This window comes from Kitasatospora sp. NPDC049285 (genome assembly GCF_040678815.1).
Lineage (GTDB): Bacteria > Actinomycetota > Actinomycetes > Streptomycetales > Streptomycetaceae > Kitasatospora.
In genome coordinates this window covers 64,881-79,548 of the sequence record NZ_JBFAQR010000024.1, presented here as the reverse complement: position 1 = coordinate 79,548, position 14,668 = coordinate 64,881, and the positions used below count along the sequence as shown (strand labels likewise).

Here is a 14,668-nt window from a genome sequence, read left to right as displayed (position 1 = left end):
CAGTCGTCCGGCTCGCCCAGGTTCCCGGGCACGCCCCCCTCCGGGCGCACGGCGGTCACCGGGTCAGCTCCGCCCGATCACCGGGGCGAGCCCGGCCGATCGGCCCACGGCCTCCGGGAAGCCGCACTCGGCCAGCCAGTTGGCGAGCATCCGGTGGCCGCCCTCGGTGAGCACCGACTCGGGGTGGAACTGCACGCCCTCGACCAGCAGTTCACGGTGGCGCAGGCCCATGATGACGCCGCTCTCCTCGGTCCGGGCGGTGACCACCAGCTCGGCGGGCACGGTGGCCGGGTCGACCGCCAGCGAGTGGTAGCGGGTGGCGACCAGCGGCGAGGGCAGGCCCTCGAACACGCCGCCGTCCTCGTGCTCCACCGTCGAGGTCTTGCCGTGCAGCAGCTCGGGCGCCCGGCCGACCACCGCGCCGTAGGCCACCGCGATCGACTGCAGGCCCAGGCACACCCCGAACAGCGGCAGCCCGGCCTCGGCGCAGTGATGCACCATCTCCACGCACACCCCGGCCTCCTCGGGCGTGCCCGGGCCGGGGGAGAGCAGCACCCCGTCGTAGCCGTCCGCGCCGTCGCGCGGGCGCGCGTCGGCGACGGTCAGCTCGTCGTTGCGGACCACCTCGCAGACCGCGCCCAACTGGTAGAGGTACTGGACGAGGTTGAAGACGAAGCTGTCGTAGTTGTCGACCACGAGGATCCGGGGCGGGCGGCCGGCGGAGGTCATCTCACTGCTCCTGGGGTGTGCGGGCATCTGCTGCGGCTACGGGGGAGCGGCTCAGCCGCCGGCGCCGCCGCCCTGATCCACCGTCACGTTGCCGAAGGGCAGCAGCGGCTCGGCCCACGGGAAGACGAACTGGAACAGGACGTAGACGACGCCGAGGACGAGCAGCACCGCGATCAGCGCGCGGACCGGGGTGGGGCCCGGGAGGTGCCGCCAGATCATGCCGTACATGCTGCTCCTCGGAGTTCGGGTCTGCACAAGCGTAGACGCCCGCCCGCCCCGCCCAGGCGGGTATCCGCGCAACAGGACCCGCGCGTCCGCTACTGCGCGGAGGCGGCCCGCAGGTCGGCCGAACCGGCGTAGCCCGGCAGGTTCAACTCGCCGCTCTCCTGGACCTTCCAGCCGAGCCCGTAGGCGGCCACGTAGCCCAGGTAGTTGCGGATGGTCGGGTCGGCGTCCACCGCGGACCTCAGCGCCTCGGTCCGGCCGACCGCGCGGATCACGTACGGCGGGGAGTAGACCCGGCCCTGCAGCAGCAGGGTGTTGCCGACGCAGCGCACCGCGCTGGTGGAGATCAGCCGCTGGTCCATCACCTGGACGCCCTCGGCGCCGCCGCGCCACAGCGCGTTCACCACCGCCTGGATGTCCTGCTGATGGATCACCAGGTCGTTCACGCCGGGCTCGGGGACGCCGGGGATCTTCGCGGTGGCGTTCGGCGGGGCGTCGTCCAGGGTCACGGTCAGGCCGGGTCCGCGCAGCGGGTCCAGCCCGGCGGCCTGCTGCAGCGCGTCCAGCCGGGCGGCGTCGGCGGGGGACTGCCCCTGCTCCTGGGCCAGCCGGTCGGCCTTGTCCTGGTCCTCGGCGACCTGCGCCTGCAGCTCCTGGTTCTGGGTGGAGCGCTGCTGTATGACGTCGCTCAGCTTGAGCAGCGAGTTGTCGGTGCGCAGATCGGTGCCGCGGGCGGTCTCCGCGCTGACGTAGAACAGCAGCCCGGCGAGCGCGAAGACGGTGCAGGTCAGGGCACGTCCGACAATTCGGGTGCGACGAGGGCGGCCGAGCGGCGGCTGGGGCGAAATCGTGGAATCCGGCACCGTACCCTTATCTCCCTAAGACCCGACGAGCCACTACGCTAACGGACGCCGATGGCATGTGCGGAGTACCGCTCGTACCAATCCGGCCCCCACACGCCGCCCGTCCCCCGCTGCACACCTGCGCGGTCACAGCGCATCGACAGGAGAACCCCTCGTGCCGAAGTCTCGACTCCGCAAGAAGGCCGACTACACGCCGCCGCCGACCACCACCACGGCCGTGAAGCTCAGCTCCGGCCGCAGCTGGGTGGCACCGCTGATGCTGGCGCTGTTCCTGATCGGCCTGGTCTGGATCGTCACGTACTACGTGACCAGCGGCACCTGGCCGATCGAGAGCTGGGGCAACTGGAACATCCTGGCCGGCTTCGGCTTCATCGCCGCCGGCTTCGGCGTCTCCACCCAGTGGAAGTGAGCCGCGCTCCGCGGCTCCCCTGACACAACGCGTCCGCACCGCTCCGGGCCCCGGGTCCGGAGCGGTGTTCGGCACGCGCCCGCCCGGAAGGCAGCGCCCGAACGTTTATCCACAGGGTTGTCCACACTGGGGAAAACTTCGCCAGGCCTGTGGATAACTTGCAACGCAGCAGGATAACGCGCGTAGACCGAAGAACGCCAACCGGCTGCCCGCACCCGCTGTGGACAAGTTCACACCCGCTGTGCACAGGCCCGCACCCGCTGTGGACAGCCGCCGCCCAGCATGCCGCCCGGGCCGGGATCACCCCGGCAGGCGCGCCGTCCCGGCCAGCACCAGCAGCAGGCTCGCCACGAGCACTCCGGCCACCGTCAACCCCTGCACCAGTGCACGGCGTTCCCGTGGGGCGTACATCATCCCCGCGCCGGTGACGACTCCGGCCACCAGGCCGCCGACGTGCGCCCGCCAGTCGATCGCCGACACCGAGAAGGTGATCACCAGGTTGACCACCAGCAGCGCGATCACCGGCTGCATCGGTACCCGGTTGACCCGGAACAGCACCGCGGTCGCCCCCAGCAGCCCGAAGATCGCCCCGGACGCCCCCACCGAGTAGAGCTTGTCGCCCGACAGCAGGTAGGCCAGCGCGTTGCCGGCGATGCCCGACACGAAGTACAGCCCGAGGAACCGCACCCGGCCCAGCACCCGCTCCAACTGCGGCCCGAGCACCCACAGCGAGAGCATGTTCATCCCGATGTGCAGCAGGCCGGAGTGCACGAACATCGCGCTGACCAGCCGGTACCAGTCCTGCGGACCGGCCGCCACGCCGATCCGGACCCCCGGCACCGGCACCCAGCTGTACAGGCCGAGTCGCAGCTCCCAGGTCCGGTCCAGGTAGGCGGTGACCAGGAAGACCAGCAGGTTGAGCCCGATCAGCACCTTGGTGACCAGCGCGCCGTCCCCGGCCTCCAGCACCCCGCCGAAGGTGGTCCGCGGCTGCCGGACCTGCTCGGCTTCACCGCGCACGCACTCCGGGCAGTGGAAGCCCACCGAGGCGCCCACCATGCACTCCGGGCAGATCGGTCGCCCGCAGCGCGCGCAGGCCACGCCGGTCTCCCGCTCCGGGTGCCGGTAGCACCCGGGCAGTCCGGTCCCCTGGCCGTCCGCGGGCGCCGGCCGCACGGGCTCCTCCGGATGCATCGCCGCAGTCCCTCCTCACAAGACCGGTCCCGGCGCGCCACCGCCTCGAACGGGGCACCGCCGGGACCGCCCAGGCTACTGCGCGCACCAGGGTGCGCGGGGGCCGCTCACGGGCGGCGGGGCCGGAATCAGCCGCGCGAGACGACGACCGACTCGATCACCACGTCCTCGACCGGGCGGTCGTACGGCTTGGTGGTGGCGGTGGTGGCGATCGCGTCCACGACCTTCTGGCTGGCCGCGTCGACGACCTCGCCGAAGATGCTGTGCTTGCGGGTCAGCCACGTGGTCGGGGCGACCGTGATGAAGAACTGCGAGCCGTTGGTGCCCGGGCCGGCGTTGGCCATGGCCAGCAGGTACGGGCGGTCGAAGGAGAGATCCGGGTGGAACTCGTCCGCGAACTTGTAGCCCGGACCGCCGGTGCCGTTGCCCAGCGGGTCGCCGCCCTGGATCATGAAGCCGTCGATCACCCGGTGGAAGACCGTGCCGTCGTACAGCGGCTTGGCGGCCACCTCGCCGGTCTCCGGGTTCTTCCACTCGCGGGTACCCTCGGCCAGCTCGACGAAGTTGGCGACCGTCTTCGGGGCGTGGTTCGGGAAGAGCTTGACCACGATGTCGCCGCGGTTGGTCTTCAGGGTGGCGATGAGTTCCTGGGCCACAGGATTACCTTCCAATCTCTTACCTGACTATCACCCGAAATCATCCCATGGGCCCAACGGACGGCTCGGCCGAAGTGCTCGCCGGCCGAGCGGGATGCATGATCTCCTATCAGGTGGAAAGGTGCATACCGGACAACACCGGAGCCCCGCCGAGAAGGAGAAGCCCGTGAGCCGTACGGACACCGCGCGCGAGACCGCCGGACGGGCGAAGGACGCCGTCGCGCCCTACGCCGCCTCTGCCAAGGAACACGCCCTGCAGTACGCCGGGGAGGCCAAGCAGGTGCTCGGCCCCAAGCTGGAGGCGCTCGGCCCGAAGGCCGCCGCCGCCGGGGCGCAGGCCAGGGCCGGCGCCGGCCAGGCCGCCCAGGCAGCCCGGGTGCAGTACGTCAAGCACGTCGCCCCGCACATCGAGCACGCCTTCTCCAGCCTCCCGCCGGAGACCCAGAAGTCGGCGCTGAAGGCGGTCCACCGGGCCCAGGAGGCGGCGCTCTCCGCCAAGCTCTCGGCCGACCGGGCCGCCGGGCACGCCAAGGCCTCGGTGGTCCCCAAGGTCACCGAGACCTTCCAGAGCGCCAAGGACACCGTCACCCCGTACGCCGCCGAGGCCCAGGCCCGCGGCGCCGCCGCGATCACCGCGCTGCAGGGGCACGTCAGCGCCGCCGAGATCAGCGATCTGGCCGCGAAGAACCTCAAGAAGGAGAACCGCGGCGGCCACGGCTGGGCCACCGGGCTCGCGGTGGCCGGCACCATCGCCATCGGCACCGGCGTGCTCTGCTGGCAGTGGTACCGGAAGCAGAACAACCCCGAGTGGCTGACCGAGCCGCCGGCCCCGGCCGCCACGCCGTCCGCGAACAGCGCGGCACCCGGCTCCCCCGGCGCCCCGCCCGCTCCCGGCAGTGCGACCGGCACCCCGGTCGGCGAGACGGTGCTCAACGGCTCCGCCCCGCGCGAGACCTCCACCGAGGCCTCCGCCGCACAGCCCGGCCAGTCGGAGGACCCCAAGCCCGCCCCGGACGACCGGCCCAAGCCCCACGACCCCCGCAAGCCGCACTGACCCGTCGCGCGAACGCCGAAGACCCCCGGTCCGGAATCCCGGACCGGGGGTCTTCGGCTTGTGAAGCCTTGTGGAGCTTAGGGGAGTCGAACCCCTGACATCTGCCATGCAAAGACAGCGCTCTACCAACTGAGCTAAAGCCCCGTGCGACAGGCATTAGCGTACCCGCTCCGGGCGGCAACCCCGAGCGAGTTCGGACCGGCCGCGGCAGGCGCTCCGCCGGCCGGTCCGAGGAAAGATCGCGTGTCGGACCTCAGCGGCCGGCCGGGACCGGGTCGGTGGCCTCGGTCCACAGGTCCTGCTCGGCGCGGTCCGCCTGCACCTGACGGTAGACAAAGAAGCCGCCGAGGGCGACCAGGGCGACCAGGAGAAGCTTCTTCACCGCGGGACCTCGTCCTTCTTCTGCTTATTGGATGTACGAGCACGAACCAGCGGTCAGGCTGCAGACCGCCCTGCGGCCGATGATACACACCGGTAACCCGTTCAAGAGCGGCCCCCGCCACGGCCAACCGACCGATCCACGGGCCGGGTTGACGACCCCCCAGCAGTGCGATGATCAGCCCGGACGGCCGTCGGGCGAATCACCGCGAGCCCGCCCTCCAGATCCACCGTACTGCGTGGCGGAGCGCCCTCCCCCTCCTCGTCGCGGAGCATCAGCGTGGTCTTCCGCTGCTCCAACTCGGCCTGCTTCCCGGCCGCGAACTGGGCGTGCAACTGCTCGAAGCCGGTCGCCGAGACCTGCCCCTCCCGCCCCGTCCCGCGCCACGGAATCCACCGCGACCGCTGCGCCGCCAACGCCAGCTGGTCCACGAAGGCCAGCAGCACCAACACGCACACCAGCCCCGGGATGCTCACCGCGAAGAACCACGCCATGCCCCGACAACGCACCCGGGTGCGTCGCCGTTCCACCCGACCGGGCCGGAACGGCGACGCACCCGTCAGCGGCTACCCGCGCCGGCGCCGACCGCGCAGGTAGGCCACGTCCCGCCGGATCGCCCGGACGTCGGCGCCCAGCGACGTCAGCTCCGCGCCCTGCCGGGAGATCCGCTCACTGATCGCCGTGATCACCGCCCCCTGCGCGTCCAACCGCCGCTCGATCGCCCCGACGGACACCGCCAACCCGGCCACCACGACCGGCAGTTCATCCACCGACGGCACCCGGACCGGCTCGCCCGGCTCCTCGTAGCACTCCTCGCACGACACCCCCGGCTCGTACGGCAGGTCGAACGGGTCCATCCCGTCGATCCGCCGCCGCCAGGCCTCGGCGGCCGGATCCCGGCTCACCGCCTCGTACTCGTCCCAGCGCAGCTCGCTCCACCGCTTCCACGGCCGCGCCCGGAACGCCCGCACCTCCGGCACCTCGACCACCGGCCGCGGCGCCGCCTCCACGAGATCGAGCAACCGGCTGCGCACCGCCCGCGCGACCTCGCTGTCCCGCAGCAGCATCGCCACGTTCAGCACGGCCCGCCGCGAGTACAACGCGATGCCGGAACCCCCGCCCTGTGGACGGTCCGAAACCGGGCTCTCACCACCTTCCGAGTCGCTGACCTGCCAGACTTGCATCTTGCAAGTCTGGTTCGCCGAGTTATCCACAGGCTTGTGGACGGTGTATCCGTTGCTTTCCAGCTCCGCCCGGTGGCGGCGGACCAGGGCGTAGACGGCTGTGTCGCCGACCTGGAAGTAGTCGGCCACCATCCGCGTGGTGACGTGCAGCCCGTCGGGCAGCAGGACGAGCGCCTTGACCTCGTCGAGGACCTCGGTGCGACTGCACAGGCCGCTGCGCAGAGTCCTCGACTCGAGCAGCGCGGCTTCCATGGACATGGGAATGCCTCACAGGGTGAAAGAAGACATGACGTGGGAACCGCCCTGTCACCCCGGGCGGCGGGGCTGGTCATCCGCCAGCAAGAGCAGAGGCGCGCTACGTCCCACGTTCCCAATGACCGGTTCTGACGCCCGGCTATCCCCGACACTGAAGTTTCGAGTCGACTCACCCTGTGTTGCCTCTGCGCACCCGGCCCAACGAGCCGCACCGGGCCGGGGTTACGGCCGAACCGGGGGCGAAAACGTCGAAGGCCCCGATCACCAGGTGATCGGGGCCTTCGCGCCGGTGGGCCTAACAGGACTTGAACCTGTGGCCTCTTCCTTATCAGGGAAGCGCTCTAACCGTCTGAGCTATAGGCCCTTGCCGCACTGAAAGATTAGCGGACCGACGGCCGATCTCCCAAATCCGTTCCCCGGGGGGTCGCCGCGCGGTGCAGCTCAGGGGCTTCGGCGAGCCACTGGGCGCGGGTGGCGGGGAGCCGGGAGGCCCCTTCGGGGGTGGGGCGGACGGCGAGGATCTGGTTCACGCCGATGTGGTTCTGCTCGAAGGCGACGGCGGACGCCGCCATGTACAGGCGCCAGACCCGGGCGCGGCCGCGGCCGACCAGCGCGACGGCCTCGGACCAGTGCGCCTCCAGGTTGGCGACCCACTCGCGCAGGGTGAGGTGGTAGTGCTCGCGCAGCGCCTCGACGTCGCGGACCTCGAAGCCGGCCTCCTCCAGCCGGGAGACGGTGGTGCCGACCGAGGAGAGCTCGCCGTCGGGGAAGACGTAGCGGTCGATGAAGGGGGAGAGCCGGTACCGCTCGTCGGGCCGCAGCGGACGGCGGGCGATCTGGTGGTTGAGCAGGCGGCCGCCGGGGGCGAGCAGGTGGTGCAGGTGGCCGGCGTAGACCAGGTACTGCTCGGAGCCGACGTGTTCGGCCATGCCGATGCTGGAGATGGCGTCGAAGGGGCCGTCGGGGATCTCCCGGTAGTCCTGCAGGCGGATCTCGATCCGGTCGGTCAGGCCGGCCTCGGCGACCCGCTGGCGGGCCAGGGCGACCTGCTCGGTGGAGATGGAGACGCCGACGGCCTCCACGCCGTAGTGCCGGGCCGCGTGCAGGACGAGGGAGCCCCAGCCGCAGCCGACGTCCAGCAGGCGCATCCCGGGGCGCAGACCGAGCTTGCGGCAGACCAGGTCGAGCTTGGCCTGCTGGGCGTCCTCCAGGCTCTTGCCCTCGGGGGTCCAGTAGGCGCACGAGTAGACCAGGGACGGGCCGAGGACCAGGCGGTAGAAGTCGTTGCCGACGTCGTAGTGGTGGCTGATCGCGGCGCGGTCCCGGCGGCGGCTGTGCAGGCGCCCGCTGCGGTGCCGGATCTCCTCGGGCGGCGGCGCGGGCTGCGGGCCGAGCACGCCCAGCCGCAGGGCGGTGGAGAGCGCGCGGCGACCGGGAGCGCCGAGGTACTGGCGCGGGCCGATCCGGATGCCGTGCAGCTCGGGGTCCTCGGCGACCGCGCCGAGCACCTCGTACAGGTCGCTGTCGGGGTCGATGTCCAGGTCGCCGGAGACGTAGCCGCGGGCCAGGCCGAGTTCGCCGGGGGACCAGAGCAGGCGGCGGGCGGCGCGGCGGTTGCGCAGGTGGACGGTGGGGGCACCGGGCGGGCCGGCCAGCGAGCCGTCCCAGGCCCGGACCCGCACGGGGACCCGACGGCCCATCAGGCCCTCCAGCGCACCCACCAGTTGTTCCGCGTTCCCAGCCATGCCGGACCTCCCGACGTACCCGTCCAGGGCCGCCCCGGAGCCGCGTCCGCGGCCGGACGGCCGGTGCTCGTCCCCGCTTCCCACTTATCCACGGCGGGCCCGGGCGCTACGCCCGGCACGCCGTCCGGTCACCCGTTTGCCCCCGATCCGGGAAAGCATGCGAACGGGCCCCGAAGGCTTCAACGGCCTTCGGGGCCCGGGACATTCCGTACGCCGCCGGAGCGGACTGACAGGAGGTCAGTCCTCCTCGGCCAGGGTCAACTCGATGCCGCCGGTGAAGCCGGCCGCGGTGTTGTAGATGAACGCGGCGAGGGTGGCCAGCGCGGTCATCAGCACCACGTCGACCACCGCGATCAGGGTGGTGAACAGCATGACCTTGCCGAAGCCGATGTAGTCCATCAGGTTGAAGGCGCCGGAGCTGTCGGTGCCGGTGACGTCCTTCAGGGTGCTGGTCAGCGAGTCGAAGACGCCCAGCCCGTCGAGGGTCATCCAGAGCACCGCGGAGGCCACGATGATGATCACGCCGACGGCCAGCGAGAGCAGGAAGCTGACCTTCATCACCGACCACGGGTCGGCCTTGGTGATCCGCAGCCGGGCCTTGCGGATCCGCCCGCCGCCGGCCGGGGCCGGGGCGCCGGTGCGGCGCGCGGCGCTGCCCTGGGCGGCGCCGCCGGTCCGGGTGCCGCGGGCCGGGGTCGGCTGGCCCTTGGTGTAGGTGGTCGGCTGGGAGAAGCCGCCGCCGGCGGTGGGCGGGGTGCTCGGCGGGGGCGGCGGGGTCTGCCCGCCGTAGCTCTGCTGGGCGCCCTGCGCCGCGCCGGGCCCGCCCTGGCCGACCGGGGGCATCAGCGAGGTGGACGCGGCGGGGTGCTCGGCCGGACGCTGCGGCACGCCGTACGCCGGCGTCCCGCCCTGCGCGCCCGACAGGCCGCCCGTGGCACCTCCAGCACCCGTGGCTCCGCTCACCGTGGTCCTCCCGAACCGTCCGCCAGGCCGATGCACCGCCCTGGTCCGTGTTGTGCTCGTCCGCCTGCCCCGGTGGCCTGCGGTCAACCGGTGCTGCCCGACCCGCGCTCGCGGGCCGGGCACCACCGGACGGGGAACAGCGTCAGCCCTGGTCGGCCGCGCCGTCCGCCTCGTGCTCCGTGGGGGCCTCGGTCGCCGTCGCCTCGGCGTCGACGTCCGCACCCTCCTCCTCGTCCGCCTCCGCGTTGCGGGCCATGCCCACCACCGCGTCGCGCTTTCCGAGGTTGATCAGTTGGACGCCCATCGTGTCACGTCCGGTTTCACGTACCTCGGAAACCCTGGTCCTGATCACGCCGCCGGAGAGCGTGATGGCCATGATCTCGTCGGTCTCCTCGACCACCAGGGCGCCGACCAGCGAGCCCCGGCCCTCGACGATCTTCGCCGCCTTGATACCGAATCCGCCACGCCCCTGGACACGGTACTCGTCAACCGAGGTCCGCTTGGCGTAGCCGCCGTCGGTGGCGGTGAACACGAAGGTACTCGGCCGGATCACGTTCATCGAGAGCAGCTCGTCGTCCTCGCGGAACGACATGCCCTTCACGCCGGAGGTGGCCCGGCTCATCGGGCGCAGCGCCTCGTCGGTGGCCTTGAACCGGATCGACTGGGCCTTCTTGGAGATCAGCAGCAGGTCGTCGTCGGCCGAGACCAGCTCGGCGCCGATCAGCTCGTCGTCCCGGCCCTCCTCGTCCTGGCGGAGGTTGATCGCGATCAGACCGCCGGAGCGCGGGGAGTCGTAGTCCTTGAGCAGGGACTTCTTCACCAGGCCGTTGCGGGTGGCGAGCACCAGGTACGGCTTGTCCTCGTAGGTGCGCACCGCCATCACCTGGGCGATGTGCTCCTCCGGCTGGAAGGCCAGCAGGTTGGCGACGTGCTGGCCGCGGGCGTCGCGGCCGGCGTCCGGCAGCTCGTAGCCCTTGGCGCGGTAGACCCGGCCCTTGTTGGTGAAGAACAGGATCCAGTTGTGGGTGGTCGTCACGAAGAAGTGGTCGACGATGTCGTCCTGCTTCAGCTGCGCGCCGCGCACGCCCTTGCCGCCGCGCTTCTGCGAGCGGTACAGGTCGGAGCGGGTGCGCTTGACGTAGCCGCCGCGGGTGATGGTGACGACGATGTCCTCTTCGGCGATCAGGTCCTCGATGGAGAGGTCGCCGTCGGACGGGATCAGGGTGGAGCGCCGCTCGTCGCCGTACTTCTCGACGATCGCGGTGAGCTCCTCGGAGACGATGCCGCGCTGGCGCTCCGGGGAGGCGAGGATCGCGTTGTACTCGTTGATCTTCGCCTGCAGCTCGTCGTGCTCGCTGAGGATGCGGGCGCTCTCCAGGGCGGCGAGCCGGCGCAGCTGCATCTCGAGGATGGCGTTGGCCTGGATCTCGTCGATGTCCAGCAGGCCCATCAGGCCGGTGCGGGCGGCGTCGGCGCTCTCCGAGGCCCGGATCAGCGCGATCACCGCGTCGATCTGGTCGAGTGCCTTGAGCAGCGCGCGCAGGATGTGGGCGCGCTCCTCGGCCTTGCGCAGCCGGAAGGTGGTGCGCCGGACGATGACCTCGATCTGGTGCGCCACCCAGTGCCGGATGAAGGCGTCCAGCGAGAGCGTGCGCGGCACGCCGTCGACCAGGGCCAGCATGTTGGCGCCGAAGTTGGTCTGCAGGTCGGTGTGCTTGTACAGGTTGTTCAGCACGACCTTGGCGACCGCGTCGCGCTTGAGCACGATCACCAGGCGCTGGCCGGTGCGCGAGGAGGACTCGTCGCGGACGTCGGCGATGCCGGCGATCCGGCCGTCCTTGACCAGGTCGGCGATCTTCAGCGCGAGGTTGTCCGGGTTGACCTGGTAGGGCAGCTCGGTGATGACCAGGCACTGGCGGCCCTGGATCTCCTCGACCTCGACCACCGCGCGCATGGTGATCGAGCCGCGGCCGGTCCGGTAGGCCTCGTCGATGCCGCGGCGGCCGACGATCAGCGCGCCGGTGGGGAAGTCGGGGCCCTTGATCCGCTCGACCAGGGCTTCCAGCAGCTCCTCGTTGGTCGCCTCGGGGTGCTCCAGCGACCAGAGCGCACCGGAGGCGACCTCGCGCAGGTTGTGCGGCGGGATGTTGGTGGCCATGCCGACCGCGATGCCGGTGGCACCGTTGACCAGCAGGTTGGGGATGCGCGCGGGCAGGACGGTGGGCTCCTGCTGCCGGCCGTCGTAGTTGGCGGCGAAGTCGACGGTCTCCTCGTCGATGTCGCGCATCATCTCCATCGCCAGCGGCATCATCTTGCACTCGGTGTAGCGCATCGCCGCGGCCGGGTCGTTGCCCGGGGAGCCGAAGTTGCCGTTGCCGTCCACCAGCGGCATCCGCATCGACCAGGTCTGGGCGAGGCGGACCAGGGTGTCGTAGATCGAGGTGTCACCGTGCGGGTGGTAGTTGCCCATCACGTCGCCGACCACGCGGGCGCACTTGTAGTAGCCCTTCTCGGGCCGGTAGCCGCCGTCGTACATCGCGTAGAGGACCCGCCGGTGCACCGGCTTGAGGCCGTCGCGGACCTCGGGCAGCGCACGCGAGACGATCACGCTCATCGCGTAGTCGAGGTACGAGCGCTGCATCTCGGTTTCGAGCTCGATCGGCTCGATCCGCATGGTCGCCTGGGCGGAGGTGGTGTCCTCGGGGAGCTGCTCGCCGCCGTCCGGACGGTTGTCGTCGACCACTGGTGGTCAGTTTCCTTTCCTGACGGGGTGTCAGACGTCCAGGAACCGGACGTCCTTCGCGTTGCGCTGGATGAAGGAGCGGCGGGCCTCGACGTCCTCGCCCATCAGGACGGAGAACAGGTCGTCGGCGCGGGCGGCGTCCTCCAGGGTGACCTGGAGCAGGAGGCGGTGGGCCACGTCCATGGTGGTGACGCGCAGTTCCTCGGCGTTCATCTCGCCGAGACCCTTGAAGCGCTGGATCGCGTCGTCCTTGGGCAGCCGGCGCCCGGCCTCGACCCCGGCGGCGATCAGCGCGTCGCGCTCGCGGTCGGAGTAGGCGTACTCGAAGTCGTCCTTGCCCCACTTGATCTTGTACAGCGGGGGCATCGCCAGGTACACGTACCCGGCTTCGACCAGCGGGCGCATGAAGCGGAACAGCAGGGTGAGCAGCAACGTCCGGATGTGTTGTCCGTCGACGTCGGCGTCGGCCATCAGCACGATCTTGTGGTAGCGGAGCTTGGACTCGTCGTAGTCCTCCTGGATGCCGCAGCCGAAGGCCGAGATCAGCGCCTGGACCTCGGTGTTCTGCAGCACCTTGTCGATCCGGGCCTTCTCGACGTTCAGGATCTTGCCGCGGATCGGGAGGATCGCCTGGGTGCGCGGGTCGCGGCCCTGCTTGGCGGAGCCGCCGGCCGAGTCGCCCTCGACGATGAAGATCTCGCACTCGGCCGGGTCCTTGGACTGGCAGTCCGAGAGCTTGCCGGGCAGCGAGGCGGACTCCAGCAGGCCCTTGCGGCGGGTCAGGTCGCGGGCCTTGCGGGCGGCGACCCGGGCGCTGGCGGCCTGGATGGACTTGCGGATGATGTCCGCGGCCTCGTTGGGGTTGCGGTCCAGCCAGTCGGCCAGGTGCTCGTTGACCACCTTCTGCACGAAGGTCTTGGCCTCGGTGTTGCCGAGCTTGTCCTTGGTCTGGCCCTCGAACTGCGGCTCGCCGAGCTTGACCGAGATGATCGCGGTCAGACCCTCGCGGATGTCCTCGCCGGAGAGGTTGTCGTCCTTCTCGCGGAGCAGCTTCTTGTCGCGCGCGTAACGGTTCATCAGACCGGTCAGCGCGGCGCGGAAGCCCTCTTCGTGGGTGCCGCCGCCGTGGGTGTGGATGGTGTTGGCGAACGAGTACACGCCCTCGGTGTAGGACGAGTTCCACTGCATCGCGATCTCGGCGGAGATCCGCTTCTCCTTGTCCTCCGCCTCGAAGTCGATGACGGAGGGGTGGACCGCCTCGCCCTTGCGGGAGTTGAGGTGGGCGACGTAGTCCGCGATGCCGCCGTCGTACTTGTAGGTGACCGAGAGCGCGTTGCCGTCCTCGTCCGCGTGCTCGGCGCGCTCGTCGGTCAGCGCGATGGTGACGCCCTTGTTCAGGAACGCCATCTCCTGGAAGCGGCGGGAGAGCGTCTCGAAGGAGTAGACGGTGGTCTCGAAGATGTCCTGGTCGGCCCAGAAGGTGACCGCGGTGCCGGTCCGCTCGGTGGCCTCGTGCTTGGCCAGCGGGGCGGTCGGGGCGCCGGACTTGTACTCCTGGGTCCAGCGGTGGCCGTCGGTCCAGATCTCCACCGCGAGGCGGGTGGAGAGCGCGTTCACCACGGAGATGCCGACGCCGTGCAGACCGCCGGAGACCGCGTAGCCGCCGCCGCCGAACTTGCCGCCCGCGTGCAGCACCGTCAGCACGACCTCGACGGCCGGCTTGTCCTGGCCCGGCATGATGCCGACCGGGATGCCACGGCCGTTGTCGATCACCCGCACGCCGCCGTCGGCCAGGATGGTCACGTCGATGGTGTCCGCGTGCCCGGCCAGCGCCTCGTCCACGGAGTTGTCGACGATCTCCTGCACCATGTGGTGCAGGCCGCGCTCGCCGGTGGAACCGATGTACATGCCCGGGCGCTTGCGGACGGCGTCGAGGCCCTCCAGCACCTGGATCGCGCTGGCGTCGTAGGCGGCCTTCTGGTCGGTCGGGTCTGGGGTCTGGCTGGGGTTGCCGGAATCGGCCACGAAGCGCCCTCTCTGGCACAGCGCGGGCCGCGCCCCTTCCCGGTTGTCCGGGCAGGTGTGCGACCACGGCGTTTCGACTCGGTTGCTGCACGCAACGGTGTTTGCGTTCAGTCTACCGGTACGACCGACAGAGAGGGGCGTTTGGCAGCCCCTGAGGGCAGATGTGCCGCCCGAAATCCCCTCCACACATGTCCCGATACTCGACAGGGGGGCTCAGAGCGCCTACACGGGCCGCCAGCGATTC

Annotated in this window: 14 protein-coding genes and 2 tRNA genes; 2 read left to right on the top strand and 14 right to left on the bottom strand. The window is 70.9% G+C overall.

Going from position 1 to position 14,668, the window contains the following annotated elements:
- Positions 1-63: 63 nt before the first annotated feature.
- The 3 genes from AB0K51_RS17795 to AB0K51_RS17785 form a co-directional block, all read right to left on the bottom strand.
- Positions 64-729: an aminodeoxychorismate/anthranilate synthase component II gene (locus AB0K51_RS17795; protein WP_363455808.1), complete on the bottom strand. Its 666-nt coding sequence runs from the start codon at positions 727-729 to the stop codon at positions 64-66.
- 51 nt (positions 730-780) lie between these two features.
- On the bottom strand, positions 781-957 hold the full coding sequence (locus tag AB0K51_RS17790; RefSeq protein ID WP_363455805.1) for a hypothetical protein: 177 nt from the start codon (positions 955-957) through the stop codon (positions 781-783).
- A gap of 89 nt (positions 958-1,046) precedes the next feature.
- Positions 1,047-1,760 (bottom strand): DUF881 domain-containing protein, encoded by a 714-nt coding sequence (locus AB0K51_RS17785; protein WP_363455877.1) that lies wholly within the window; start codon positions 1,758-1,760, stop codon positions 1,047-1,049.
- Positions 1,761-1,971: 211 nt separating this feature from the next.
- Here AB0K51_RS17785 and crgA point away from each other — a divergent pair, with 211 nt between their 5' ends.
- Positions 1,972-2,226: a cell division protein CrgA gene (crgA, locus tag AB0K51_RS17780; RefSeq protein ID WP_363455802.1), complete on the top strand. Its 255-nt coding sequence runs from the start codon at positions 1,972-1,974 to the stop codon at positions 2,224-2,226.
- A gap of 300 nt (positions 2,227-2,526) precedes the next feature.
- Here crgA and AB0K51_RS17775 read toward each other — a convergent pair whose 3' ends face one another.
- Together AB0K51_RS17775 and AB0K51_RS17770 are read right to left on the bottom strand one after the other, a co-directional pair.
- Positions 2,527-3,420 carry a rhomboid family intramembrane serine protease gene (locus AB0K51_RS17775; protein ID WP_363455799.1) on the bottom strand — a complete coding sequence of 298 codons (894 nt, stop codon included), beginning with the start codon at positions 3,418-3,420 and terminating at the stop codon, positions 2,527-2,529.
- A gap of 128 nt (positions 3,421-3,548) precedes the next feature.
- Positions 3,549-4,076: a peptidylprolyl isomerase gene (locus AB0K51_RS17770; RefSeq protein ID WP_363455797.1), complete on the bottom strand. Its 528-nt coding sequence runs from the start codon at positions 4,074-4,076 to the stop codon at positions 3,549-3,551.
- A 166-nt stretch (positions 4,077-4,242) separates the two neighbouring features.
- Here AB0K51_RS17770 and AB0K51_RS17765 point away from each other — a divergent pair, with 166 nt between their 5' ends.
- Complete coding sequence (locus AB0K51_RS17765; protein WP_363455794.1) at positions 4,243-5,130, top strand: DUF5324 family protein; 888 nt, start codon at positions 4,243-4,245, stop codon at positions 5,128-5,130.
- A 71-nt stretch (positions 5,131-5,201) separates the two neighbouring features.
- Here the strand turns inward: AB0K51_RS17765 and AB0K51_RS17760 are convergent.
- From AB0K51_RS17760 to gyrB, 9 genes are all read right to left on the bottom strand, one after another.
- Positions 5,202-5,274, bottom strand: a tRNA-Ala gene (locus AB0K51_RS17760).
- A gap of 109 nt (positions 5,275-5,383) precedes the next feature.
- Positions 5,384-5,512 (bottom strand): DLW-39 family protein, encoded by a 129-nt coding sequence (locus tag AB0K51_RS17755; RefSeq protein WP_014137031.1) that lies wholly within the window; start codon positions 5,510-5,512, stop codon positions 5,384-5,386.
- A 101-nt stretch (positions 5,513-5,613) separates the two neighbouring features.
- Positions 5,614-6,003 (bottom strand): DUF6191 domain-containing protein, encoded by a 390-nt coding sequence (locus AB0K51_RS17750; RefSeq protein WP_363455792.1) that lies wholly within the window; start codon positions 6,001-6,003, stop codon positions 5,614-5,616.
- 72 nt (positions 6,004-6,075) lie between these two features.
- Positions 6,076-6,951 carry a hypothetical protein gene (locus tag AB0K51_RS17745; protein ID WP_363455789.1) on the bottom strand — a complete coding sequence of 292 codons (876 nt, stop codon included), beginning with the start codon at positions 6,949-6,951 and terminating at the stop codon, positions 6,076-6,078.
- Positions 6,952-7,238: 287 nt separating this feature from the next.
- Positions 7,239-7,312: transfer RNA gene (locus AB0K51_RS17740), tRNA-Ile, on the bottom strand.
- Between the two features lie 16 nt (positions 7,313-7,328).
- Entirely contained in the window at positions 7,329-8,693 is a 1,365-nt protein-coding gene (locus AB0K51_RS17735; protein WP_363455786.1) for a cyclopropane-fatty-acyl-phospholipid synthase family protein, read from the bottom strand.
- 237 nt (positions 8,694-8,930) lie between these two features.
- Positions 8,931-9,656, bottom strand: a complete 726-nt coding sequence (locus AB0K51_RS17730) for a DUF3566 domain-containing protein (RefSeq protein ID WP_363455783.1) — start codon at positions 9,654-9,656, stop codon at positions 8,931-8,933.
- A gap of 142 nt (positions 9,657-9,798) precedes the next feature.
- A complete protein-coding gene (gyrA, locus tag AB0K51_RS17725; RefSeq protein ID WP_363455874.1) occupies positions 9,799-12,330 on the bottom strand; it encodes a DNA gyrase subunit A in 2,532 nt (843 codons plus the stop codon).
- Positions 12,331-12,429: 99 nt separating this feature from the next.
- Positions 12,430-14,424, bottom strand: coding sequence for a DNA topoisomerase (ATP-hydrolyzing) subunit B (gyrB, locus tag AB0K51_RS17720; RefSeq protein WP_363455780.1), 1,995 nt, complete (start codon positions 14,422-14,424; stop codon positions 12,430-12,432).
- Positions 14,425-14,668 lie beyond the last annotated feature (244 nt).

What these genes read in the sequence shown, in the direction of transcription:
- AB0K51_RS17775 (WP_363455799.1), bottom strand. Translation starts at nt 3,420, where the DNA reads ATGCATCCGGAGGAGCCCGTGCGGCCGGCGCCCGCGGACGGCCAGGGG.
- AB0K51_RS17735 (WP_363455786.1), bottom strand. Translation starts at nt 8,693, where the DNA reads ATGGCTGGGAACGCGGAACAACTGGTGGGTGCGCTGGAGGGCCTGATG.
- gyrA (WP_363455874.1), bottom strand. Translation starts at nt 12,330, where the DNA reads ATGCGGATCGAGCCGATCGAGCTCGAAACCGAGATGCAGCGCTCGTAC.
- AB0K51_RS17790 (WP_363455805.1), bottom strand. Translation starts at nt 957, where the DNA reads ATGTACGGCATGATCTGGCGGCACCTCCCGGGCCCCACCCCGGTCCGC.
- AB0K51_RS17745 (WP_363455789.1), bottom strand. Translation starts at nt 6,951, where the DNA reads ATGTCCATGGAAGCCGCGCTGCTCGAGTCGAGGACTCTGCGCAGCGGC.
- AB0K51_RS17750 (WP_363455792.1), bottom strand. Translation starts at nt 6,003, where the DNA reads ATGGCGTGGTTCTTCGCGGTGAGCATCCCGGGGCTGGTGTGCGTGTTG.
- AB0K51_RS17795 (WP_363455808.1), bottom strand. Translation starts at nt 729, where the DNA reads ATGACCTCCGCCGGCCGCCCGCCCCGGATCCTCGTGGTCGACAACTAC.